The following is a 21,851-nucleotide window of genomic DNA, read 5'->3' on the forward strand; positions in this document are numbered from 1 at the left end:
TGCGCCCGAAGCAGCCGAAGCCAGACAGTCTCCTATCGGCCCAAATGCTGCCTGTTTTTTTAAGTGCCACAATATCTGAAGCTTGGATAGTTTCTGCTTCATCCCGTAAGCGGACATTCGCGTCTCCGCAGTATAGCTTAGCCCACCAAATACTGGATAGGCGAAGACCATGCACGTTCTTGAATGGTCTTCTGAAGATCAGGACGGGGAGCGACACCAACGCGGATGGCATCCCACGTTGACCAGCGGCATGTCGGATTTTCTAGTACGCGAGCATAGTAGAACGCGCGTTGGTCAGGATCGAAATTTGGATCGCGCCAGACAGTCCTGAGTTCGCTGGCCCCTGTTGCGCGATTTATCGAGCAATCGGATATATCGACTTTTGCACCGTTGTCGGGGCAGCGCAGCGTTTTGGGATTGACCTTAGCGCCTCCAGCACAAGCAACGTCGATGACCTCTTCCTGCGTTTCGCCCGAAGCATCGATCCATCCTTTGATGATTTGTAACCGCTGCAACGGAGCAGCATCGGGGTCTGCTGTCGCGATTAGTAAGAAGCTCAGCTGGCCGGAATTTTTGGAAATCGCTCCACCCATTGGCACGCCTGTTCGATAGGCGCGCGCTACCATATCATCTGCATCGACCATGGAATCAGAAAAATCAAAGCCTGCAAAAAAACGGAGCCTCATACGCGGGCCGGAGGTCGCAAAAGTTTCCTTGCGGCGGAAGGCTGCGTAAATGGAATCGCGCGTATTTTCCTCCGCCCAGACACCGGCGAGACCCGACGCGCCAAAGGTCGGCGGGGCACCTGTCATATAGGTTTCGCCATCAATTTTCTTGATCGTTCTGGATGAGAAAAGCGACGTAAGCGTTGCGTCGAACCAAGGAAGCGGGGCCGATCCACGCGACACTTCAGTTGCGGAGAGCAAGCCCAATTTCGAGTTGAAAGCCGATTCGTCATTCTCAGTTGCTGCAGTGTGTGTATCGCTCGATCCGATGAAACCGAAAGCATACGGGTTTTTGGATGTTTGGCTCTCCAGTGTAAGCCCTCTGCTGAGCGCTTGCCGCACATAGCTTCCATTTGGTTCACTAAGTTTATTCGACGCGACCCTGTAGGGCATGATCTCAAAATTCGCCCATTCGTCGCGTGTCGATAGAGCCGGATGGGTTTCGGAAGTACCTTTTATCTGGGTGATTTCGACCAACGGCTCATTGCGTGATCGTTGTTCGATATAATTGGCCTCGATTGGTTTCCCCTCAAAATCGGTCATGGCAAACATGTGGCCATTCGACCCATTTGAATTGTGCGGGATGGCCAGACTTTCGGAGCCATTCTCCCGCAGCGTATCCATCCAGTCCCACAGGTCTTCGGGATTCCGGGAATGGAACCGAGAAAACGGTTCGACCGGGACCCGGCTTCCTTTGAATATGACATTGCGATGCAGGTTTCCGCTATCATCGGACGATGTTGTATATTCATAGCCGACAAATGTGGTGAAACGTCCCGGATCGTTATGCTTCTCGGCTGCGGCAATCACGCCTTGCCAAGCATTGTCGCTAATATCGAGCACCTCTCTGCGCGGAATGTCGCCATTTGCAACCGCGCCCGCCAATCTGGGGAGGAAGGTTGCGAATGCGCTCAGCCGATTTGCAAGATCAGATAGATCAGTGCCCATATTATCCGGCGCATTGATATCGTGGAGCGGCTCAGTCACCTCATATTTGGAGATATCGGTTGTTGTATCGGCTACTTCTGCCGCCACCCCCATAAACATCGCGTGATCGGTTACAGCGTAGAAATCAAGCGCGCGTTTTTGCTTCAACTCAAACCCGGCAGGATGATCTATCGCTTCACCTTTGGCAAAACGGTAAGCATCATCGGGCGTGGCCAAGGTACCAAACTGATAGGCGTCAAAAGAGTTTGTCGTATGAACGTGGAGGTCTCCAAAAAAAGCGGTCTTGTCAGGATTGGAAGCCGTACCCGGCGGCGTCGCTTCAGCCTCGCTCCCGGTAAGTTCAGTATTGGATTCGAACACGCTGCCAGATAGCGCAGCCCGGTCCAAATCGTCCAAATCTGATCCACCGCTGGAACAACCGACCATAGTCAAAACCAAAATGGAGCTCAGCAAAGCGGACCGTGTCAGATTGCTCATGTTTTTCTATCCTAAAATATGACGCCTATCAGCACCTGCTATGCCAATATCTGAATGATGTAAACGAGCATCCACATGATCGCCGCCCCGGTAACTGACCAACGACAAAGAAATGGCGATAACCCGTTTAACTAGTTCATACGTTTCTAGAGTCCGATTTTGCGCCCTAAGAAGCCAAATCCGGACAGTCCGCAATCGGCCCAACTGGAGCCATTCTCGGATGACCTAGTTTGGGTGGGAATCTGTCTGGTTGCTATCTAGCTGTACTTTCCAATCATCCAAAAGCATGGATAGAAGCAGTCAACGCAAGTCTCAATACGCCCCAAGGTTGGGGAGCTTCTGTCTTTAGCTTGGAGGAGACTGGCACGGCATATAAGTTAGATCGGATATTCCAGTGCATTCTGGAACCAATATATGTTACCTACATTGATCATGAGCGATCCAGATTCGTATACTTTGCGCCAAGTTGTTTCAATAATTCGTGGTAGAATGGAACTCCTGAACCGCGATCCCAAACTGGATGGGTTAGAAAGACTCGGCACGTATCGAAAGTTTCGTCAATTGGCCGATGATTTGGAAGTCACCGCTGATCATATCTCCAAAAATAGATAGCTTTTGTCCTGATTTGAATCTTGTGATTTTGGTACTGTAAAGTTCGAGTTTATAAATCCAGGACTGTTTGAATTTTCCCGGTTGCCAAAATAACAGGTTGGGTGGCCCAATGCTGTTCGCGCGTATCAATAATTGAAATGCTACCCAAAACGCTACCCAAGTTGCAAAATGCGCAATTACCGAAATAAAAAGATTAAATAAATCAATGAAAACAATGAATTATGGTGAGCCCTGCTGGGTTCGAACCAGCGACCTACTGATTAAAAGTCAGTTGCTCTACCGACTGAGCTAAGGGCCCACAACTGCACACGGCTATTGCGAAGCGCCTCCCTAGTGGTGCTTGGCCACGGGGTCAAGCGGCTTTGGGATGTTTTAGCTGGAATTTATCACAGGCCTTTGCGGGAAGCAATTTGTGCAATCGTCAGACCGGTTACCGGATCGCGCCACTTGGGTGCGATTTCGGCAGCTGGCTGCAGCACAAAGGCGCGTTCCCGCATCATCATGTGAGGGATTGTAAGTCTTGGATTGTCCCCGGAAAAAGCGCCTTCACTCCATAATATAATGTCGAGATCGAGCACTCTTCGTGACCATGGTTGCCCGCGTCTTGTACCAAAGCGTGATTCGATGCTCTTCAAAAGCGTTAGCAATTCGTCCGGGCGAAGGCCCGTGCTTATGATCGCAGCAGCATTGGCATAAGCACGGTTTGATGGGCCGACTGGTCTGGAAGAAAGAGTTGCCGAATATTTCAAGACAGTCAGGCCCTGTTGTTCAAGCGCGGTCAAAGCCGCTGAAATGACTCTGGCGGGAGGTCCATGCCGGACATGGCGCTGGTTGGAGCCCAAGGCTATCAGGAAGCGGGTCTCGGGCACTTTGCTCCTCGGTTCATAATTGCAGATAGCGCTAAACTAACGGTTTAAACGTCAGAAAACCGCTGCTACCATGGAAAGACAATAAGGCAAATGCAGGAGCAATATTATGGGCGTTCGACATGTTGGCGGGGGTGGCGCCACATTGCTACTGGCCGGGTTGGCCCTTTCACTAACTGCTTGCGGTGGCAACAGTGCCAGTTCTGAACTGGAACCCGCCGAAAGCATCGCACGGGCCGATCTGATCGGCGCAGATGATACGCGATATGGTGAAGTCATAATTGGTGAGGGTGATGGCGGCCTGATTGTGCAAATTACTGCGGAAAGCTTGGCGCCTGGACCGCGCGGAGTTCATATTCACGAAGTGGGAAAATGCGAGGGACCTGACTTTAAATCAGCCGGCGGGCACTGGAATCCCACAGGAAGAGAGCATGGATTTGACAATCCTCAGGGCGCGCACATGGGCGATTTCTTTAACCTTGATATTGGTGAGGATGGCAAGGGTTCAGTAGAAGCGACGATAGATGGCGCTGCCCTGAAAGAAGGGGATAACGCCTTGATGGATGCGGATGGTGCGGCTTTTGTGGTGCATGCCGGGCCAGATGATCTAAAAACCGACCCTTCGGGGGAAAGCGGCGGCCGGATCGCCTGCGGTGTTTTCGAGTTACAGAAATTTGAACCAACCAGATAGTGATTGGGTAATAGCTGTCACGCCGAATTTTTTGAATTCCAGAATATCTTTTTAGCTATCGGGGGGTCGCATGGCTATTTCAGTTCTTTTTGTATGCATGGGTAATATTTGCCGGTCGCCGTTGGCCGAAGCTGCTTTGCGGCAGGAATGCGCGCGCATGGGCATCAACATGGTGATCGATTCTGCTGGAACGCATGATTGGCATACCGGGCGACCGCCGGATGAACGGGCGCAAGCTGTTGCTGCTCGTAATGATGCGCCGATCGACCATTTGCGTGCCCGCCCGGTAAGAACCTCAGACTTTCGAGACTTTGATCATATTATCGCGCTTGATAGGGATAATCTGACCAATCTGAAGACGATGCAGCCGTCTGATGGTTCTGCGCGGATCGCGCTGCTGCTGGATTTTGTCGAGGGCCGCGCTGGCCAGGATGTTGATGATCCCTATTATGGCAATGATGAAGCGTTTGAACAAACCTGGGCTGATGTTGTTGCCGGAGCAAAAGCGCTGACCGCAAAATTCTCCTGAATGATTTCTTTATGGGAATTGGCCAATTTCGTGTTTTCCGTGATTATCGATTGATATTATCTATGACTAAGCTTGTTGATTTTATCGATCCGACATTCGGTTTTTCTTGAAAAATTCACATAATCAACCGATATTAAAGGGGATAGTGCCGCGATCATGTTTTTTGCGGCGCAATAACTGAGGAGTTTGAATATCATGGCTTGGCCTGACCCACGAGCGACAATGTCGCGTACACCTGTTGGCACGACGCCACAATCCGACGTCGCATATGACGCCGGACTGCGCTCTTACATGCTTAAAGTCTATAACTACATGGCGAGCGGCGTGCTGCTCACCGGTATTGTGGCGATGCTTTTTGCAGGTTCCGGCATGGCCGCAGAAATCATGTTTGGCGGCGGACCGCTGAAATGGCTGATTATCCTGTCTCCCTTGGCGATCGTTTTTGCGATGAGCTTTGGTCAGAATAAATTCTCTACATTTACGCTGCAGGCGATGTTCTGGGGGTTTGCGACCTTGATGGGACTGTCGATGTCGACGATTTTCCTCGTCTATACGGGCGCTTCCATTGCCCAGACATTTTTCGCCACATCAGCAGCATTTCTGGGCCTTAGCCTGTTTGGCTACACAACCAAGAAAGATCTGTCCGGCTGGGGAAGCTTCCTGATCATGGGCGTGATAGGCTTGATTGTAGCGATGGTGATCAACATCTTCCTGCAGTCCACGATGTTTCATTTCGTCATCAGCGCGATCGGTGTCCTGATCTTCGCAGGCCTGACGGCTTATGACACGCAGCGGATCAAGAGCATGTATGCTTATGTTGCCGGTACGGACATGGTTGGCAAAGTCATTATCATGAGTGCGCTCAACCTTTATCTGGACTTTATCAACATGTTCCAGTTCCTGCTCAGCTTCATGGGCAGCCAGGACTAAGCGTCTATTCATATGCTTTGACGTAAGACAAAGCCCGGCAGGAAACTGCTGGGCTTTTTCTTTTGGCAGTTGGTCGTTTTTCGGTTGCTATTGCTGGACAAGCGAGAGCCTCCCGCATAAGAATTTTGCGCGATCCATAGGGGAAATATAGTGCTTCAGAGTGTAAAAAAAGTTCGTTTGTTAGTCGTTGCTGCGGCCGTATCTGCGCTGGCCGCCTGCCAGACCGCTCCGTCTCCGCCTCCGCCAGCACCGGTTGCCACTCCGCAATACACACCTCGTGCGCCGACGACGCCATTTGGTGCGAGTATCAACACCATTGTGCCTCAACTGCGTCCTGACGGTTTGCGGCAGACAATCAATCGTGACATCGGGCCTTTAGAAACTTTATGGCATGTAAGGGCCGCATTGAATGTCGCGGCACTCAGCTGCACCGGGGCCCAATATTCTCGACTAGTGAGTGATTATAATGCCTTCATTGGCAACAATAAGAAGTTTTTGCGGAACGCCAATAATGCGATTATCAGAAAATATCGGCGCGATCATGGCGGCGGATATAAGCAAGCACATGATCGTCATCAGACCAGCCTGTATAACTACTGGTCATTTTCTCCGTTGCGCCGCCCCTTTTGTGACCAGGCGGTGCAAGTCAGTCAGCGAGCGATTGTAACGAAATCGGAAGATATGGAGACCTTCGGCGCACAGGCGCTGGCCGAACTGGAAAAACCGTTCACGGATTTCTATCTGGCCTATGAAGAATATGAGCGCGATCTGGATGCCTGGCGCCGGCAATATGCGCCGGAGCAGGCCCGTGATGCAGCGGATGAGACAATCAACACAACGGGTCTGACCAAAGGAGGTTAGGCTCTGGGTTTTCCAGATTAGAACCGGGCAAAAAAAGAAGGCCAGATGGAAAGAACCATCTGGCCTTTGTCTTTCAGCTTCCCAGAGATGGGGAGAGAGCGCTGAAAGAAGGAGGGATTGATTTAAAAGCCGAAGCGGACTCCGACTGAACTTTTGTCTTTCGCCGCTGGCCCTGCATCAGACAGATAATCTGAACGCACGGAGCTGGAAACGAAGCGACCGGGGCTAATGGCATCGACGCCGCTATCCTGGGCGTTGGAGCGATAAGAAAATTCTTGAGGAATGAACAAACTGGTCAGGCCCGCATCGGGTTGTGCTGCGACAGGTGCTATGTCGCTCTGTATGCGGAAACCGGGTGCAAATTCAGCGGCCATAGTAGCCATGAAACCGTGGTCCTTTTTGCTGGTAACACCAGCCAGATCAAAATTGCTTATAGGAAGGTCGATGGCCTGATGCTTTTGGGGGGAAGCGGTTTCTGCCATGCTTTGGGTATCTATGGCAGAGTCGGCAAATGCTGGCGTTGCGGTAATGCTGATAAGGGCAGCGGCGGTAACGATAACTGCATTTTTCATAAGTTCGACCTTCCTATATCTGCAGCCAGCACTTGCTTGCTGCTCTCATAGGTGGTTTCGAGCCGACAATGGATTTGGTTACAGAAGGCTCAAATTATTATTGATTAAATTGATCAATAGTGAGTTTTAGATAGCCTGTAACACTTACAGAAAGGTGCTTTTCTAGCTTTCTGGCATCAGTGCGGCATCAACCGCCTTCGCTTCCTTATATTTTTCGCGCGCCCTCAAACGCTCCGCATAGGCCTGGAAACTATCGCGGGCCGGGAAGCTTTCAAATTGCAAACCCCAATCAACTTGCGAGCCGACATAGACATCAGCCATCGTGAAGCGATCACCGCAAACATAAGTATGGGATTGCAGCATCTGATCCAACACATCCATGGCACGGTCATAACTGCCATAGCCTGCGGTGCGCTCTTGCTCTTCTGTAGGGGATAGGCCGAAACTGCGATCCAGTACGGCCTGTTCAATCGGTCCAGCCGCGAAAAACAACCAGCGATAATAGTCTGCGCGCTCATCTGCTGTCGGCGCTAGGCCGGCATCCGGAAAACTATTGGCCAGATAAGCGCAAATCGCCGCGCATTCTGTCACTGTCCTACCATTATGTACAATGGCAGGAACCTTGCCCATCGGATTGATGGCGAGATATTCATCCGATTTCATTTCGTCTTCATATGCAATGATCTTCTGATCATAGTCGGCTCCCGCTTCATGCAACGCCCATCGCACGATTTGACCACGGGACATGGGGTTGGTGTAAAAGGTGAGCTGTGATGAAGTTGGGGACATTATCTACTCCTGTAGTGACAGAGATTATGGTGGCAGGGATTAAAATCATAGCAAATTGATAGAGGTTTTACAGTTGGTACTTATTTAAACTGACGTCTTTCGCCGACGCTATTGCTTTCCATATTTTCCTTCGATCTGGCGCAGAATTTCAGCCAGCGAGCGTTCCGGTGCGGGCGTGAAGGTCTTTCCGGTCTTGCCCAGTCTTTCCATGCGGTCGAGGCGGAACATGCGAAAATCATCGCGCAATTCGCACCAGGCCACCAATGTCCATGTCTTTCCCCAGAACCATAGGCCCAGTGGTTGAACATTCCGGCTGGTCGCTGCGCCTTCCTCATCACGATAGTCGAAGGATAGGATATCGCGGGCATCAATGGCGGCTTCACACAGATCAATCACATCTCTGGTTTGCTCGCCGATACCCATTTCGGGAGCGAATATCTTGGTGCCACCGACCTGGTCGCGTTCCTTTTCCGGCAATACCGTTTCGATCTTCACCAACGACTCTTCTGCCGCCGTTCTCATCGCGGTGCCGCCCCAGGCGCGCACCATACGGGCGCCAGTGACAAGAGCGACAATTTCCTCGCGCGTGAACATCAACGGCGGCAGATCAAAGCCGCTACGCATAATATAGCCGATACCGGCTTCGCCATCGATAGGGACACCGGTGGACTGTAAATCGGCAATGTCGCGATAGATTGTGCGCTCGGACACTTCCAATCGCTCGGCCAGCATGGCCGCGGTGACAAGCCGACCGCCGCGCAGATATTGCACAATCTGGAAGAGGCGGTCGGCTCTGCGCATATCTAGTTTTTGAAAATACCGAGCGAATTGCCCTCGGTATCCTTGGCATAGAAGAAGGAACCGGCCGGGATCAGAATGACATCCGATACGACCTCGCCGCCGCCTTTCTTAACGCGCTCCATGGCATCATCAAGATAGCCATCGACCGCGAGATGTGCGGTGATTCCATCGCCTTCGGTTGCCGGCTTTCCTTCGTACAGATGACCAGATGAGGCGTTTTCGCCTTCATAGGGCAGCATCATGATCGGTTGCGGGCCCGCTTCATTCTTTGTGAGCGGGGCTTCCAGCAACGTTTCATAAAAGCTGGTAGCTCTTTCCAGATTGGTGACGGGAATCTCGGTCCAGACAAGACGGTTATTTTTCGCTTTGGTCATTAACTTGCTCCTCTTCGTTGTTGGGGACAAGTTCGCTATGCCATAGCCCTCCTGACAGCATATTGTCAGGAGGGTCCAATTATTTTTCTTTTATTGACTGTCAGTGTCGAGAAGGATCTCAAATCCACCATAGATTAAACGTTTCCCATCCATTGGCATTTCTGCGCCCGGAGCAGGCATACGTTTGTCTTCACGCATTTTTTCTGCACCGGTCTCAAACGCCTCTTTGGACGGCCATTCCGCATAACCGAAAGCGATAGCTTCACCGGCTTTTGCCTGAACCGCGCGCTTGAAATCGGTAACCTCGCCGTTTTGTATCCCCGCTGCCCAGCCATCGGCAGCGCGCAAGGCTCCATTGTCAATTGCCAGATCGCGCATCGTCTCGCACATATCGGCAAAGGCTTGGCGTTTCTCTTTAGGGACGGGGGCGACATAACCCTGTACATAGCCTGCCGGGCCGCTGGTCCCCTCTTCACCGACTGTTTCAAAGCCTGAATAGATCATCCGCATGCCGTCAAACGGCATTTCTGAGGGCTGTTCCATCCGTTCGTCGCTCCCCATGTCTTTGTGGGCCTTGTCAAACGCCTCTTTCGTTCCCCAATCGATCCAGGAGAAGACAATATTCTCGCCCTTTTCGGCCTTCACTGCTCCGTACATATCGGTAAGTTCCCCTCGCGGAACGTCGGATCCCCAGCATTCGACAATCCGCCGGGCCCCATAATCGGTAAAAAGTGGCACGGACTCTTGCGCCATTTTTAAATAGGCTCCCTTATTGGCTTCGGGAACCGGAATGATGAATCCTTGAAAATAACTCATTTTCTCTCTCCTCGACCCGAATATAGCAAATTTGAGCTTTCTAATCACGCGCGCACAAAAAAAGCGGCGTGAGACCAGTCACGCCGCTTTTTTGTTTTTGGGCAGCAGACGGTGAGCCTGCTTTTCAGTGTAACTACTTGTTCTTGGTTGGCGTTTTTTTCTTAGGTACCGGTTTCTTCTTTTTCTTTGCCGAGGGCGCAGATGGCGTCACCTCAAAGGTCAGCTCGTTGTCCTTCAGATGCACCTTGACCTCGCCGCCATTGACCAATTTGCCGAACAGCAATTCTTCGGCCAGTGGCTGCTTGATCTTCTCTTGAATGAGGCGTCCCATTGGGCGCGCGCCATAGAGTTTGTCATAGCCGCGTTCGGTGAGCCATTTCTGGGCATCATCATCGAGAGTGATATGAACATTCTGATCTGCCAGCTGCAGTTCCAGTTCAAGGATGAATTTCTCGACAACCCGCGCCACGACTTCTGGCGGCAGATAAGCAAAGGGCACAATCGCATCCAAGCGGTTGCGGAATTCGGGGGTGAACATTTTCTTCACCGCTTCATCGCCCGCATCTTCCTTGGACACATTGCCGAAACCGATGCCTTCTTTTGCCATGTCAGACGCACCGGCATTGGTGGTCATGATGAGAATGACATTCCGGAAATCGACAGTCTTGCCATGATGGTCGGTCAACTTGCCGTTGTCCATGACCTGCAAGAGAATGTTGAAAAGGTCAGGATGGGCTTTTTCAATCTCGTCGAGCAGCAACACACAATGCGGGTTCTGATCGACGGCATCGGTCAACAGACCTCCTTGGTCATAGCCGACATAGCCCGGAGGTGCACCGATCAGCCGAGAGACGCTGTGGCGCTCCATATATTCGGACATGTCAAAGCGCTTGAGCGGAATGCCCATGATCGACGACAATTGCCGGGCAACCTCGGTTTTACCAACGCCGGTAGGTCCGGAGAACAGATAGTTGCCAATTGGCTTGTTCGGTTCACGCAGGCCGGCACGAGACAGTTTGATTGCGCTCGACAGCTTTTCAATCGCTGCATTCTGACCAAAGACAACACGCTTGAGATCCTTGTCGAGATTTTCGAGCGTCTTCTTGTCATCTTTCGATACGGATTTGGGCGGGATGCGCGCCATCGTCGCGATAACCGCTTCAATATCCTTGGTCGTGATCATTTTCTTGCGACGCGAAGGCGGCAACAGCATTTGCATCGCGCCGACCTCGTCGATCACGTCGATCGCTTTGTCGGGCAACTTGCGGTCATTGATATAACGGGTTGAAAGTTCCACCGCTGATTTCAGGGCGTCCGGTGCGTAACGCACCTTGTGATGCTCTTCAAAAGCACCGCGCAGCCCGGCGAGGATTTTTATTGTATCTTCAACGCTAGGTTCATTGACATCAATTTTCTGGAACCGGCGCAGCAGGGCGCGATCTTTTTCAAAGTGATTTCGGAATTCTTTATAGGTGGTTGATCCGATGCAACGGATAATGCCGCCGGACAAAGCCGGCTTCAGCAAGTTGGATGCATCCATTGCGCCGCCACTGGTCGCGCCAGCGCCGATGACCGTGTGGATCTCGTCGATAAACAAGATCGCATCAGGCATTTTTTCGAGTTCTGAAACAACCTGTTTCAGCCGTTCTTCAAAATCACCACGATAGCGAGTACCTGCCAGCAAGGATCCCATATCAAGCGAATAGATAATTGCTGGCTTCAATACGTCTGGAACGCTTTCCTCGACGATCCGCAGGGCCAAGCCCTCTGCGATGGCGGTTTTACCCACGCCGGGTTCGCCGACATAAAGCGGGTTGTTCTTGGACCGGCGGCAAAGAATTTGCACGGTACGATCAACTTCGGCCTGGCGTCCGATAAGCGGATCGATCCGGCCATCCTTGGCTTTCTGGTTCAAATTGACGGTAAACTGGTCAAGCGCGGTTTCTTTCTTGTTTTTCGCCTCTTTTTTCTCGTCATTCTCTTCACTGCCAGACAGTTCGGCCGGATCAATCGATTGCCCGCCCTTGCCAACGCCGTGGCTGATAAAGCTGACGGCATCCAACCGGCTCATATCCTGTTGCTGGAGGAAATATACGGCATAGCTCTCTCGTTCAGAGAACAATGCGACAAGCACATTCGCGCCGGTCACTTCATCTTTGCCGGACGACTGCACATGCAGGATTGCACGCTGGACAACCCGCTGGAAACCGGATGTCGGGGAGGGGTCGATGGACTTTTCTACCTTCAGGGAATCCAGTTCGCTGTCGAGATACAGAACCACCGCGTCTTCAAGCTCGCCCAGATCCACTCCGCATGCGTTCATCACTTGCGAGGCATCACCATCGTCAATCAATGCCAGCAGCAGATGTTCCAGTGTCGCATATTCATGAGACCGATCAGCAGCATTTTTCAGCGCCTGATGTAGGGTCTTTTCCAGTGATTCTGCGAATGAAGGCATATATATACTCCTAGAAGGGACGATGGAATGTCCCGTTAGCTGAAAGCCTATGCGGTCCGGTGTGCCCTGACCTTAACCTTTTGGCTTCCTTCTTAATCTATGCGCAACCCAAAAAACATCAAGGGCATATCCTGAGAATGGCAAGCATGTGGCCAAGGTATAGCGTATTTCCTGATCTCTTCTCCTAAACGGTTCAAGCCGGATCAAATTAAATCTGAATATTAAGATATAGGGTTAACAAATCCTTACCAGGAACCGGTATTTACGTTTTTTTAAACAGGCTGTCGGCACTCGCGCGATGTGACACGGCAAAGCTTTTCTTGGCTTCACAGCGGCTTATTTCCGTTTTTAGCGTAGATATCCGCTTCTCAAGCTCATCCACAGAAAATGGGTCCAGGTCCTGTTTTATAAGCAGGCTAAGTGGATCATTTGCGCTGCGCGGCAGATCATCGTCATCATTCATATGAAAATATCCCATCTTTTTCGGCCATTTGCCTCGGCAATGTTGACCCGCACGGCTTTGCTGTCAATAAGGTCATCAGAGAAAAAGCGCCTGCCATTTACGCGTTTTTGGGGAGATTTGGGGCAGCCATGACAGTATCAGAAGTTTTGCAGACCGAAATGACAGCGGTAGCGATCAGTGAACCGGGCGGGCCGGATGTTCTGAAGCCGGAAACGATGACCGTTCCACAGCCTGCAGCTGGCGAAGTTTTGATCAAAGTTGCGGCGGCCGGTGTCAATCGTCCCGATGTGGTTCAGCGTATGGGGCTCTATCCGGCTCCTCCAGGCGCATCACCGCTGCCGGGTCTGGAAGTATCCGGTGTCGTTGTTGCGCTAGGCCAAGGCGTGGAGCCGGAATGGATGGGACGCAAGATATGCGCTTTGACCAATGGCGGCGGCTATGCAGAATTCTGTGTGGCTCCCGTGGGACAGTGCCTTCCCGTTCCGGACAGCCTGACCATGGAAGAAGCGGCGGCCTTGCCGGAAACACTGTTCACTGTGTGGAGCAATCTGTTCAACCGTGGCTTTGCGCGGGAAGATGAAACAGTATTAGTCCATGGCGGAACCAGCGGGATCGGTACGATGGCGATCATGCTGGGCAAGCTGTTTGGGTTGAATGTGATTGTTACTTGTGGCTCCGATCAGAAATGCACAGCCGCAAAGACCATCGGTGCGGACCACGCCATCAATTATAAAAGCCAGGATTTTGTGGAAGAAATCAAGAAGATCACCGGCGGGCAGGGAGTGGAAGTGGTTCTTGATATGGTCGCCGGTGACTATGTACCGCGCAACCTCAACTGCCTGAAGGAAGACGGCCGGCATGTCACAATTGCGGTACAGGGCGGCATGACAGCCACCCTGAACATGGCGCAGGTCATGATGAAGCGATTGACCCTGACCGGATCAACATTGCGCCCGCAATCGGCTGATCGCAAGGCGCTTCTTGCCGACGAACTTTATCGTTATGTCTGGCCGGATATTGAGGCAGGCAAGTTGAAACCGGTAATGGATGAAACATTCGCGCTTGCCGATGCTGCCAAGGCGCATGCGCACATGGAAGCCGGTGATCATATCGGGAAGATTATTTTGAAAGTGGAATAACGGATGGGCGAGAATATCGACTTTCACGGCGCAAAGGCCGCGCTATTTGTCGATGATAAACTGCTCGTCTATCGCCGTGATAATAACCCCGAAATTCCCTTTCCGGATATGTGGGATTTGCCTGGAGGCGGCCGCGAAAACGGGGAAAGCGGCGCAGAGTGTGTTGTCCGGGAAACCTTTGAAGAGTTCGGCATAATGGTCGATATTGCCGCGCTTGACTATGTCCAGAATTACGAGAACTGGCGGGGTGGAAACAGCCGAAGAGCTCTCTTTTTTGCCGGTCAACTCTCTTCCAGCCAGGTGGATGCCATTGTCTTCGGTGATGAAGGGCAGCACTGGCGGCTCATGGCGGTTACAGACTTTCTGGAAAGCAGTCAGGCCGTACCGCATTTGCAGGATCGATTGCGTCACTATCTCGCAGTTTAGGTCAGAGAAACCGGCCGGATTCTGTAAATAAAGGGTCACAAAACGGGAATCATCCTGTCACATTGGCAGTTTATAGGCCGGGTCTATGGATAGCTTCCATAGGAGCGCGATGATGGCCAAACAATTTCCGCCGATTTCTACATCCGATATCCCGTTGCTGGACGCAGATCGCTATGAGGCGCGGCTGTCCCGAAAGCCGCGAGTCAATCCGGCGGACAGGACACGATACCGAACCATCTGGATTTCCGACATTCACCTGGGTACCCGCGGCTGCAACGCCGATATGCTGATCGATTTTCTGGACCATGTCGACAGTGACGCGCTTTATCTGGTTGGTGATATCATTGACGGCTGGCGGTTGAAGAAGAAATTTTACTGGCCGGACGGGCATAATGATATCATCTGGCGGATATTGAAACGCGCCAAGCGGGACACTCGGATCGTCTATATTCCCGGCAACCATGACGAGATGTTCCGGCAGTTTACAGGCCTGAATTTCGGCGGTGTAGAAATCCGGCGGCATGCCATTCATGAAACTGCGGATGGTCGCCGGCTTTTGGTCATGCATGGTGACGAATTTGATACAGTGATGCTGGCACACCGCTGGCTCGCCTTTGTCGGTGACGCCGCTTACACAACTTTGATGCGGCTTAACTGGCTGGTCAACAAGTTCCGCCAGCGCATGGGCTTGCCTTATTGGTCGCTGTCCAAAGTCGCCAAGCACAAGGTCAAAAATGCGGTTGAATTTATTGGGCGCTTCGAGGAGCTGGTGGCCAAAGCTGCGGGCAATCGCGGCGTTGATGGTGTGGTTTGTGGCCACATTCACACGGCCGAGATGCGTGAGATCAAAGGCATCGAATATTATAACGATGGTGACTGGGTCGAAGGTTGCACGGCTTTGGTCGAATGTGATGACGGCACCATGGAGATTCTCCACTGGGCTGACGAGATCAAGGCGCGTGAGGCAAGGCGCGGCCAACCGATGAATCTGAAAACTGTGAAGGGCAATCTGGAGCAGGCGGCATGAAAATAGCGCTGGTAACCGACGCCTGGCATCCTCAGGTTAACGGAGTCGTCCGCACATTGGATACGATTATCGGGATATTGCGCCAATGGGGGCATGAGGTGCTGGTTATCTCGCCGGATCAATATCATTCAGTCGCCGCGCCCAGCTATCCGGAAATCCGACTGGCAATGACCCGCGCGCGTAGCGTTGGTCGGCGCATTGCCGCTTTTGAGGCTGACGCCGTACACTTGGCAACGGAGGGCCCGTTATGCCTTTCTGCCCGGCGCTGGTGCCGGCGGAACAAGCGGCCGTTCACAACTGCCTATCATACACAGTTTCCCGAATATCTCGCCAAGCGCACGCATTTGTCACCGCGCATTTTCTGGCCATATATTCGCTGGTTTCATGGCACATCACAGGCAATCATGGTTTCGACCGATAGCGTGAGACTGCAACTGGTGAAGGAACGTTTGCCGCAAGTGCATCATTGGAGCCGCGGCGTTGATCTTGGCAATTTCTCACCAGATGCGCCTGCTCCGAAAATATTCGATGATCTGCCGCGCCCGATCCAGCTCTATGTCGGCCGTGTTGCCGTTGAAAAGAATATCGACGCTTTTTTGCAAACAGATCAGCCGGGCAGCCGGGTGGTTGTTGGCGATGGCCCTGCGCTGGATGATTTGCGAGAGCGTTATCCCGACGCAAATTTTCTGGGCCGAAAATCGGGCCGGGAGCTTGCCGGCTGTTATGCCGGAGCCGATGTTTTTGTGTTCCCGAGTAAAACGGACACATTCGGACTGGTTCTCATAGAGGCGCTGGCATGTGGTACGCCGGTCGCGGCCTTTCCTGTCACAGGGCCGGTCGATATACTGACCGAAAAAAGTGGCGTAATGGCCGAAAGCCTTGATAGGGCCATTGCTGATGCACAGTATTTGCGATCGGAAGACTGTTTGAAGCGCGCCGCGCATTTTAACTGGACGGCAAGCGCGCGACAGTTTCTCGAAGGCCTGGCACAAATCGAACCAGAACAGACGGTTCGCCTGTCACGCCGTTTCATTGCCAAGGCCATTTTTGCCAGAGCTTGAGCCTTGGCCAGCTAAAAATGCATGGCTAAACCAAATATCTTGCCGACTCTTTCGATATCCCCTACATAGGGCTCAACAACAGGCCGCTCCCGAAAGGGGCGGCCCTTATTTTTTATAAAGGACGCCGCCGTGGCCCAAGATAACCCAACTCCGCTTATGCCGCATGCAACTGCAAGCTGGCTGGTTGACAATACCGGATTAAGCTTTGAGCAAATTGCTGAATTCTGCGGTATTCACATTCTCGAAGTGAATGCGATGGCCGACGATCTCGCCGGTTCCAAATATACCGGACGCGATCCTGTACAGGCGCATGAACTGACCAATGAGGAAATTGCGAAAGCCGAAGCTGATCCCGAATATCGGATGAAACTTCAAAAAGGGCCTGAGCAGGTACGCCGGACCAAAGGTCCACGTTATACGCCAGTGTCCAAGCGTCAGGATAAACCCGACGGCATTGCATGGCTGCTCCGCAATCATCCGGAAATTTCCGATGCACAGGTTGGTAAACTGATCGGCACGACGCGCACCACCATCAACGCGATCCGCGACCGTGAGCACTGGAACATTGCCAATATTGTACCCAAAGATCCGGTTACACTGGGCCTTTGTTCGCAGCGTGAATTGGACGCAGTGGTCGCCAAAGCCGCCAAGAAAGCCGGCATTGAACCGGAAGTACCCGAAGACAAGAAGCTGGGCGGTGACAAGGAAGCGCTTATCGCCGAACTGCATGAAGAGCGGGCACAGGCAGAGCGTGACGCCGAAGCTGCATTGGCCGCTGAATCCGGTGAAGAAGAAATTGCTTCAGAAGATCTGACGGCAGAAACGCTGTTTAAAGATAGCAAGGATAGCTAGTTTTTCAGTTAGCTTCAGCTTTGTGCTCCGCACTTGATGCGGAGCCTAGAGTAGATCGTAAGAACAGCCATCCTAGGCTCCGCATCAAGTGCGGAGCACCGTCGCGTGATTGCTGAACGGCAGAACAGCTTAACCGGTCAATTAAATCCGGTTGCGCCTGTGCGCTCGGCCGGTCTATGATCTTGTCATGGATGTCCCCACAAAATCTCCCGCTTATGATGCAACGCTGGCCGATCATGGCTTTGAACCTATAGAAGCGGAGGGGCTCACCTATCCGCTAGGCGCGTTCGAACCGAAATATGGCGAATATTTTGAATTGATGCCTGGCATCGGCTGGACCCGCACGCCGGTTCCCGGGCCGCTTGGGCATATAAACAATTGGGTGCTGGATGACGTGCACCCGGATGGAAGTCCGGGCTTTGCAATTGTCGATACCGGTCTGTTCATGCCCGCAGTCATCGAAGCCTGGAAAACGCTTTTTAAAACCGGCCTCAATGGCAAGACGGCCACCAAGATTGTTGTCACCCATTTTCACCCGGACCATGTCGGCTGTGCGGGCTGGCTCGCCAACCGGTTCAAGGCTCCCGTACATATGAACCGTACCGAATGGCTGTTAGCGCGGATGCTGACCGCTGATGTCAGCGAGGATGTACCGCAAGAAGCAATTGATGAATGGCGCTTTGCCGGATGGGACGAAGCGCTCATCAAGGAGAAATGCGAAGGCGGGTGGGGGCGATTTGCCCGGGCCGTTTCGCGTCTGCCGACCGGACATATCCGCATGGATGAAGGGGATAGCCTGACTATCGGTGCCAATGACTGGCGGGTAATGATCGGGCGCGGCCATACACCGGAACATGCCTGCCTGATCGATGATGCCAGTCACGTTATGATTTCCGGTGACCAGATATTGCCGCGAATTACATCCAACATCTCGGTAATGCTCAGCGAACCGACGGCCGATCCCCTCGGCGAGTGGCTGGACAGCATCGCCCGGTTCCGTGCGGAAATTGATCCCGATCTTCTGGTCCTGCCTGCGCATGGCCGTCCGTTCAAAGGCGCGCATCAGCGGCTCGACACGCTGGCGTTGCGGCATAATGAGGCGCTGGATGACCTTGCCAATGCATTGGCCCGGGAACCGATGCGCGTGGTGGATAGTTTTCCGCTGCTATTTTCCCGCCCGATCGGCAATGATGTGATCGGTATGGCGACAGGCGAGGCGATGGCGACGCTTCGCCATCTGGAATATACCGGCAGGGCAACGCACGATATGAAAGACGGAGTCGCCTGGTACAGCGCGGTTTGATCTAGCGCAAAGACAGCTGGTTTTTGCACGCATAAGTCAGACTTATGTGGAAATATTACCCCGAACTGCTCGAACGCCCGGTCCCGCGCTATACGAGCTATCCGACCGCCGCCGACTTTCATGATGAAATTGGCGCGGATGATCTGGAACAGGCCTTGGCGGACGTCCGGCTATGTGGCGATATCTCGCTATATGTGCATATTCCCTATTGCGAACAGATATGCTGGTACTGCGGTTGCAATACGGGAAAAGCGAACCGTACGCAGCGTTTGGCGGCCTATATGGACGCATTATTTGCCGAGATTGACCTGGTGTCGCGTAAACTCGGCAAACGTGGCCGCGTGAAACGTATCGCCTTTGGCGGCGGTAGTCCCAATGCTTTATGTGCTGATGATTTCTCTGATCTGCTGGACCACTTGTCTAAAGCTTTCAGTTGTGACCAGCCCATATTGTCGATCGAACTGGATCCAAGAGGTTTTACGTCAGAATGGCGCGATTTGATCGCTGCGACCGGCGTCCACAATATTAGTCTGGGAGTGCAGAGCTTTGACCCTGTCGTGCAGGCCGCCATTGGCCGTGTGCAGCCGCTGGAAATGGTCACGGATATGGTCGCAGATCTTCGCGCCGCAGGGGTTTCGTCGCTGAATTTCGATTTGATGTACGGTCTGCCCGGGCAAACACAGGATATACTGGAAGAGACTTTACGGGAGGCCGTTCGCCTGTTGCCTGAACGGATAGCCTTGTTTGGATATGCCCACATACCCAAGCTGATCCCGCGTCAACGCCGGATTGATGACACATATTTGCCGGATGGCAGGCAGCGTTTTGACATGGCCGCTTTCGGTTATGATTTTCTGACCAAGGCGGGATATGAGTCGATCGGTTTCGATCATTTTGCGCTTCCGGGCGACCCTTTGGGCCATGCAGGGATTGGCGGGACGGTTCGGCGAAATTTTCAGGGCTTCACCGATGATCAGAGCGACATCTTGATCGGATTTGGTGCCTCGGCGATCAGTCAATTTCCGGATCGCATCATCCAGAACCACAAAAATACGGGGCGCTATCGCAAATTACTGGCTGATGGCCAGTTACCAGCGGCTGCTGGGATCAAGCGAAGCCCTGATAACCAAATCCATGGAGTGATAATCGAGCAAATACTCGCCAACGGCAAAGCGGACCTTGCGCCGCTTGGCGATGCACAGAGCCACGCTGCTTTGCTGGCGCCTTTTATAAATCGCGGGCTTGTCGAAATTGCTGGTGGAGAGTTGATACTCGATCCGTCGGCAAAGCCTTATGCAAGAACCATTGCCGCTGTTTTTGATGAGTTTCGTGGCCAGACTAACGGTACATTCAGTCAAGCAGTATGAGTACCCGACGTCAGGAGACATTAACTGAGCTTCTCCAGGCTGGCGATGTTCCAGAGGGGAAAAACAGTGATTTTTTGAAGAAAAGTCCGGGAAGGCAAGCGTTAATCAGCTGATTAAATTGTTATTTGCAACCTTGTCTCGGGAATGGCATAGTGAGGCAAAGCTGGGAGAGACGGCAAATGGCTACGCAAACGTTGGAAAAAAGCGGCGGCGCTTCAGAAGCACCTGTAGAATCAGTGGACGTCCTGATCGTCGGGGCAGGCATTTCGGGTATCGGCATGGCCGTGCACCTGCGTGACAAATGTCCGGGCAAGAGCTTCGCTTTGGTTGAGCGCCGGGACGAAATCGGCGGAACATGGAACCTGTTCCAGTATCCCGGCATTCGCTCGGATAGCGACATGCACACGTTGGGTTTCAATTTTGAACCTTGGACCGAGCAGAAAGCCATTGCCGATGGCCCCTCGATCATGAACTATCTTCACCGGATCAAGGCCAAGCATGATCTGGAAAAGCATATCCATTTTGGTCACAAGGTCCTGTCTGCCAGTTGGTCGAGTGAAGATGCGCGCTGGACAGTAACCGCTGAAAAATCGGACGGTAGTCACGCGGTTATGCATGCCAATTTCCTTTACATGGGTTCCGGCTATTATGATTATGATCAGGGCTATGATGCACAGATCACCGGCATGGACAATTTCAAGGGCGACGTTGTTCACCCGCAATTCTGGCCCAAGGATTTTGATTATAGCGGCAAAAAGGTGGTTATCATTGGCAGTGGTGCGACGGCAGTGACCATTGTTCCGGTCATGGCTGAAAAAGCGGCTCACGTGACGATGCTCCAACGGACACCAACATGGTATTTTGCCCGGAATGCCAAAGATCATCTCGCCAATTTCCTGCGCAAGATAATGCCCGACCAATGGGCGTATAATATCATCCGCAAGAAAAACGTGTGGATGCAGGACCTGACCTTTAACATGGCCCGGAAAAAGCCTCAGAAAATCATCAAGAAGCTTGAAAAGCCGCTCAAGAAAGAACTGGGCGATAAATATAACAAGGAAGATTACACGCCGCCTTATGGTCCCTGGGAGCAGCGCCTGTGCCTCGTTCCCGATAGCGATATGTTCAAGGCGATCAGTTCCGGCGCAGCAGACGTCAAGACGGGGCATATCCAAACGGTCACCGCTGACGGTATCAAGCTGAAATCTGGTGAAACACTGGATGCGGATGTGATTGTTACGGCCACCGGTTTGAAGCTGGCCGTCGCCGGTAAGGTTGCGTTTGAGGTGGATGGCAAGCCGATCAACTTTCACGATCATTTCTATTATAAAGGCTGCATGTTCTCTGACATTCCCAACATGGCCATTGTCTTTGGCTATCTGAACGCATCGTGGACATTGAAGGCCGATATTGTCTCGGAATATACCTGCCGCCTGCTCAACCATATGGACGCAACAAGTACGCGGATTGCAAATCCGGTACTGTCAGAAACGGTTGAAGAGGAAGAGCTGTTTGACTTTTCTTCCGGCTATATAAAGCGCTCCATCAATGAACTGCCGCGCAACAGCACGAAAATGCCGTGGAAGCTCAATCAGGATTATTTGTTTGATAAGAAGGTTTTGCTCAACGAAGCTGTGGATGATGGTGTCATCCAGTTCTACGGGCCGAACAGCCAGACAGTTGAGGATTCTGAACCTGCGCTCGAAGCGGCGGAGTAAATGCAGTTTCCATATCCAGGCCTTGTAATTAACATTAATGTCAGTA

Annotated in this window: 21 protein-coding genes and 1 tRNA gene; 12 read left to right on the forward strand and 10 right to left on the reverse strand. The window is 52.3% G+C overall.

Features of this window, described 5'->3' with window-relative positions:
- Window positions 1-137: 137 nt before the first annotated feature.
- The 3 genes from DK507_RS10035 to folK form a co-directional block, all read right to left on the reverse strand.
- Window positions 138-2,150, reverse strand: coding sequence for a DUF3604 domain-containing protein (locus DK507_RS10035; protein WP_109356287.1), 2,013 nt, complete (start codon window positions 2,148-2,150; stop codon window positions 138-140).
- An 834-nt stretch (window positions 2,151-2,984) separates the two neighbouring features.
- Window positions 2,985-3,060 (reverse strand) — tRNA-Lys (locus DK507_RS10045).
- Between the two features lie 88 nt (window positions 3,061-3,148).
- Window positions 3,149-3,631 (reverse strand): 2-amino-4-hydroxy-6-hydroxymethyldihydropteridine diphosphokinase, encoded by a 483-nt coding sequence (folK, locus tag DK507_RS10050; protein WP_109356288.1) that lies wholly within the window; start codon window positions 3,629-3,631, stop codon window positions 3,149-3,151.
- 106 nt (window positions 3,632-3,737) lie between these two features.
- Between folK and DK507_RS10055 the strand changes: the two genes are divergently transcribed.
- The 4 genes from DK507_RS10055 (at window position 3,738) to DK507_RS10070 (ending at window position 6,639) form a co-directional block, all read left to right on the forward strand.
- Window positions 3,738-4,319 (forward strand): superoxide dismutase family protein, encoded by a 582-nt coding sequence (locus tag DK507_RS10055; protein ID WP_109356289.1) that lies wholly within the window; start codon window positions 3,738-3,740, stop codon window positions 4,317-4,319.
- A 70-nt stretch (window positions 4,320-4,389) separates the two neighbouring features.
- Window positions 4,390-4,848: a low molecular weight protein-tyrosine-phosphatase gene (locus DK507_RS10060; protein WP_109356290.1), complete on the forward strand. Its 459-nt coding sequence runs from the start codon at window positions 4,390-4,392 to the stop codon at window positions 4,846-4,848.
- A gap of 222 nt (window positions 4,849-5,070) precedes the next feature.
- Window positions 5,071-5,778 (forward strand): Bax inhibitor-1/YccA family protein, encoded by a 708-nt coding sequence (locus DK507_RS10065; RefSeq protein ID WP_254054437.1) that lies wholly within the window; start codon window positions 5,071-5,073, stop codon window positions 5,776-5,778.
- A 150-nt stretch (window positions 5,779-5,928) separates the two neighbouring features.
- A complete protein-coding gene (locus DK507_RS10070; RefSeq protein ID WP_109356292.1) occupies window positions 5,929-6,639 on the forward strand; it encodes a hypothetical protein in 711 nt (236 codons plus the stop codon).
- Between the two features lie 122 nt (window positions 6,640-6,761).
- Here DK507_RS10070 and DK507_RS10075 read toward each other — a convergent pair whose 3' ends face one another.
- From DK507_RS10075 to DK507_RS10105, 7 genes are all read right to left on the reverse strand, one after another.
- Entirely contained in the window at window positions 6,762-7,211 is a 450-nt protein-coding gene (locus DK507_RS10075) for a hypothetical protein (RefSeq protein ID WP_109356293.1), read from the reverse strand.
- Between the two features lie 162 nt (window positions 7,212-7,373).
- Window positions 7,374-8,000, reverse strand: coding sequence for a glutathione S-transferase family protein (locus tag DK507_RS10080; protein ID WP_109356294.1), 627 nt, complete (start codon window positions 7,998-8,000; stop codon window positions 7,374-7,376).
- Window positions 8,001-8,108: 108 nt separating this feature from the next.
- On the reverse strand, window positions 8,109-8,801 hold the full coding sequence (locus tag DK507_RS10085) for a YafY family protein (protein ID WP_109356295.1): 693 nt from the start codon (window positions 8,799-8,801) through the stop codon (window positions 8,109-8,111).
- A 2-nt stretch (window positions 8,802-8,803) separates the two neighbouring features.
- Entirely contained in the window at window positions 8,804-9,175 is a 372-nt protein-coding gene (locus DK507_RS10090; protein ID WP_109356296.1) for a VOC family protein, read from the reverse strand.
- A gap of 90 nt (window positions 9,176-9,265) precedes the next feature.
- Window positions 9,266-9,991, reverse strand: a complete 726-nt coding sequence (locus DK507_RS10095) for a DUF1428 domain-containing protein (protein ID WP_109356297.1) — start codon at window positions 9,989-9,991, stop codon at window positions 9,266-9,268.
- Between the two features lie 133 nt (window positions 9,992-10,124).
- Window positions 10,125-12,449: an ATP-dependent Clp protease ATP-binding subunit ClpA gene (gene clpA / locus DK507_RS10100; protein ID WP_109356298.1), complete on the reverse strand. Its 2,325-nt coding sequence runs from the start codon at window positions 12,447-12,449 to the stop codon at window positions 10,125-10,127.
- A 262-nt stretch (window positions 12,450-12,711) separates the two neighbouring features.
- Complete coding sequence (locus tag DK507_RS10105) at window positions 12,712-12,912, reverse strand: DUF1192 domain-containing protein (RefSeq protein WP_109357605.1); 201 nt, start codon at window positions 12,910-12,912, stop codon at window positions 12,712-12,714.
- 128 nt (window positions 12,913-13,040) lie between these two features.
- On the opposite strand from DK507_RS10105, the gene DK507_RS10110 reads away from it, so the two are divergent.
- The 8 genes from DK507_RS10110 (at window position 13,041) to DK507_RS10145 (ending at window position 21,805) form a co-directional block, all read left to right on the forward strand.
- Window positions 13,041-14,051 carry an NAD(P)H-quinone oxidoreductase gene (locus tag DK507_RS10110; RefSeq protein ID WP_109356299.1) on the forward strand — a complete coding sequence of 337 codons (1,011 nt, stop codon included), beginning with the start codon at window positions 13,041-13,043 and terminating at the stop codon, window positions 14,049-14,051.
- Window positions 14,052-14,054: 3 nt separating this feature from the next.
- Entirely contained in the window at window positions 14,055-14,477 is a 423-nt protein-coding gene (locus DK507_RS10115; protein ID WP_109356300.1) for an NUDIX hydrolase, read from the forward strand.
- A gap of 109 nt (window positions 14,478-14,586) precedes the next feature.
- Complete coding sequence (locus tag DK507_RS10120; RefSeq protein WP_254054334.1) at window positions 14,587-15,504, forward strand: UDP-2,3-diacylglucosamine diphosphatase; 918 nt, start codon at window positions 14,587-14,589, stop codon at window positions 15,502-15,504.
- Window positions 15,501-16,565, forward strand: a complete 1,065-nt coding sequence (locus tag DK507_RS10125; protein WP_109356302.1) for a glycosyltransferase family 1 protein — start codon at window positions 15,501-15,503, stop codon at window positions 16,563-16,565. The genes DK507_RS10120 and DK507_RS10125 overlap by 4 nt, the downstream gene beginning before the upstream one ends.
- 156 nt (window positions 16,566-16,721) lie before the next feature.
- Window positions 16,722-17,417, forward strand: coding sequence for a DUF1013 domain-containing protein (locus DK507_RS10130; protein WP_109356303.1), 696 nt, complete (start codon window positions 16,722-16,724; stop codon window positions 17,415-17,417).
- A gap of 187 nt (window positions 17,418-17,604) precedes the next feature.
- Entirely contained in the window at window positions 17,605-18,720 is a 1,116-nt protein-coding gene (locus DK507_RS10135; protein ID WP_162559000.1) for an MBL fold metallo-hydrolase, read from the forward strand.
- A gap of 44 nt (window positions 18,721-18,764) precedes the next feature.
- The gene (gene hemN / locus DK507_RS10140) at window positions 18,765-20,087 is read left to right on the forward strand and encodes an oxygen-independent coproporphyrinogen III oxidase (protein WP_109356305.1); all 1,323 of its coding nucleotides are present in this window, start codon (window positions 18,765-18,767) and stop codon (window positions 20,085-20,087) included.
- A 179-nt stretch (window positions 20,088-20,266) separates the two neighbouring features.
- The gene (locus tag DK507_RS10145; RefSeq protein WP_109356306.1) at window positions 20,267-21,805 is read left to right on the forward strand and encodes an NAD(P)/FAD-dependent oxidoreductase; all 1,539 of its coding nucleotides are present in this window, start codon (window positions 20,267-20,269) and stop codon (window positions 21,803-21,805) included.
- Window positions 21,806-21,851: the final 46 nt, after the last annotated feature.

It is taken from the genome of Sphingorhabdus sp. EL138, assembly GCF_900258045.1.
GTDB lineage: Bacteria > Pseudomonadota > Alphaproteobacteria > Sphingomonadales > Sphingomonadaceae > Parasphingorhabdus.

Coding starts and splice junctions, on each gene's coding strand:
- DK507_RS10035 (WP_109356287.1), bottom strand. CDS start 2,150: ATGAGCAATCTGACACGGTCCGCTTTGCTGAGCTCCATTTTGGTTTTG.
- DK507_RS10055 (WP_109356289.1), top strand. CDS start 3,738: ATGGGCGTTCGACATGTTGGCGGGGGTGGCGCCACATTGCTACTGGCC.
- DK507_RS10060 (WP_109356290.1), top strand. CDS start 4,390: ATGGCTATTTCAGTTCTTTTTGTATGCATGGGTAATATTTGCCGGTCG.
- DK507_RS10065 (WP_254054437.1), top strand. CDS start 5,071: ATGTCGCGTACACCTGTTGGCACGACGCCACAATCCGACGTCGCATAT.
- DK507_RS10075 (WP_109356293.1), bottom strand. CDS start 7,211: ATGAAAAATGCAGTTATCGTTACCGCCGCTGCCCTTATCAGCATTACC.
- DK507_RS10080 (WP_109356294.1), bottom strand. CDS start 8,000: ATGTCCCCAACTTCATCACAGCTCACCTTTTACACCAACCCCATGTCC.
- DK507_RS10085 (WP_109356295.1), bottom strand. CDS start 8,801: ATGCGCAGAGCCGACCGCCTCTTCCAGATTGTGCAATATCTGCGCGGC.
- DK507_RS10090 (WP_109356296.1), bottom strand. CDS start 9,175: ATGACCAAAGCGAAAAATAACCGTCTTGTCTGGACCGAGATTCCCGTC.
- DK507_RS10095 (WP_109356297.1), bottom strand. CDS start 9,991: ATGAGTTATTTTCAAGGATTCATCATTCCGGTTCCCGAAGCCAATAAG.
- clpA (WP_109356298.1), bottom strand. CDS start 12,449: ATGCCTTCATTCGCAGAATCACTGGAAAAGACCCTACATCAGGCGCTG.
- DK507_RS10105 (WP_109357605.1), bottom strand. CDS start 12,912: ATGAATGATGACGATGATCTGCCGCGCAGCGCAAATGATCCACTTAGC.
- DK507_RS10110 (WP_109356299.1), top strand. CDS start 13,041: ATGACAGTATCAGAAGTTTTGCAGACCGAAATGACAGCGGTAGCGATC.
- DK507_RS10115 (WP_109356300.1), top strand. CDS start 14,055: ATGGGCGAGAATATCGACTTTCACGGCGCAAAGGCCGCGCTATTTGTC.
- DK507_RS10120 (WP_254054334.1), top strand. CDS start 14,587: ATGATGGCCAAACAATTTCCGCCGATTTCTACATCCGATATCCCGTTG.
- DK507_RS10125 (WP_109356302.1), top strand. CDS start 15,501: ATGAAAATAGCGCTGGTAACCGACGCCTGGCATCCTCAGGTTAACGGA.
- DK507_RS10130 (WP_109356303.1), top strand. CDS start 16,722: ATGCCGCATGCAACTGCAAGCTGGCTGGTTGACAATACCGGATTAAGC.
- DK507_RS10135 (WP_162559000.1), top strand. CDS start 17,605: ATGGATGTCCCCACAAAATCTCCCGCTTATGATGCAACGCTGGCCGAT.
- hemN (WP_109356305.1), top strand. CDS start 18,765: ATGTGGAAATATTACCCCGAACTGCTCGAACGCCCGGTCCCGCGCTAT.
- DK507_RS10145 (WP_109356306.1), top strand. CDS start 20,267: ATGGCTACGCAAACGTTGGAAAAAAGCGGCGGCGCTTCAGAAGCACCT.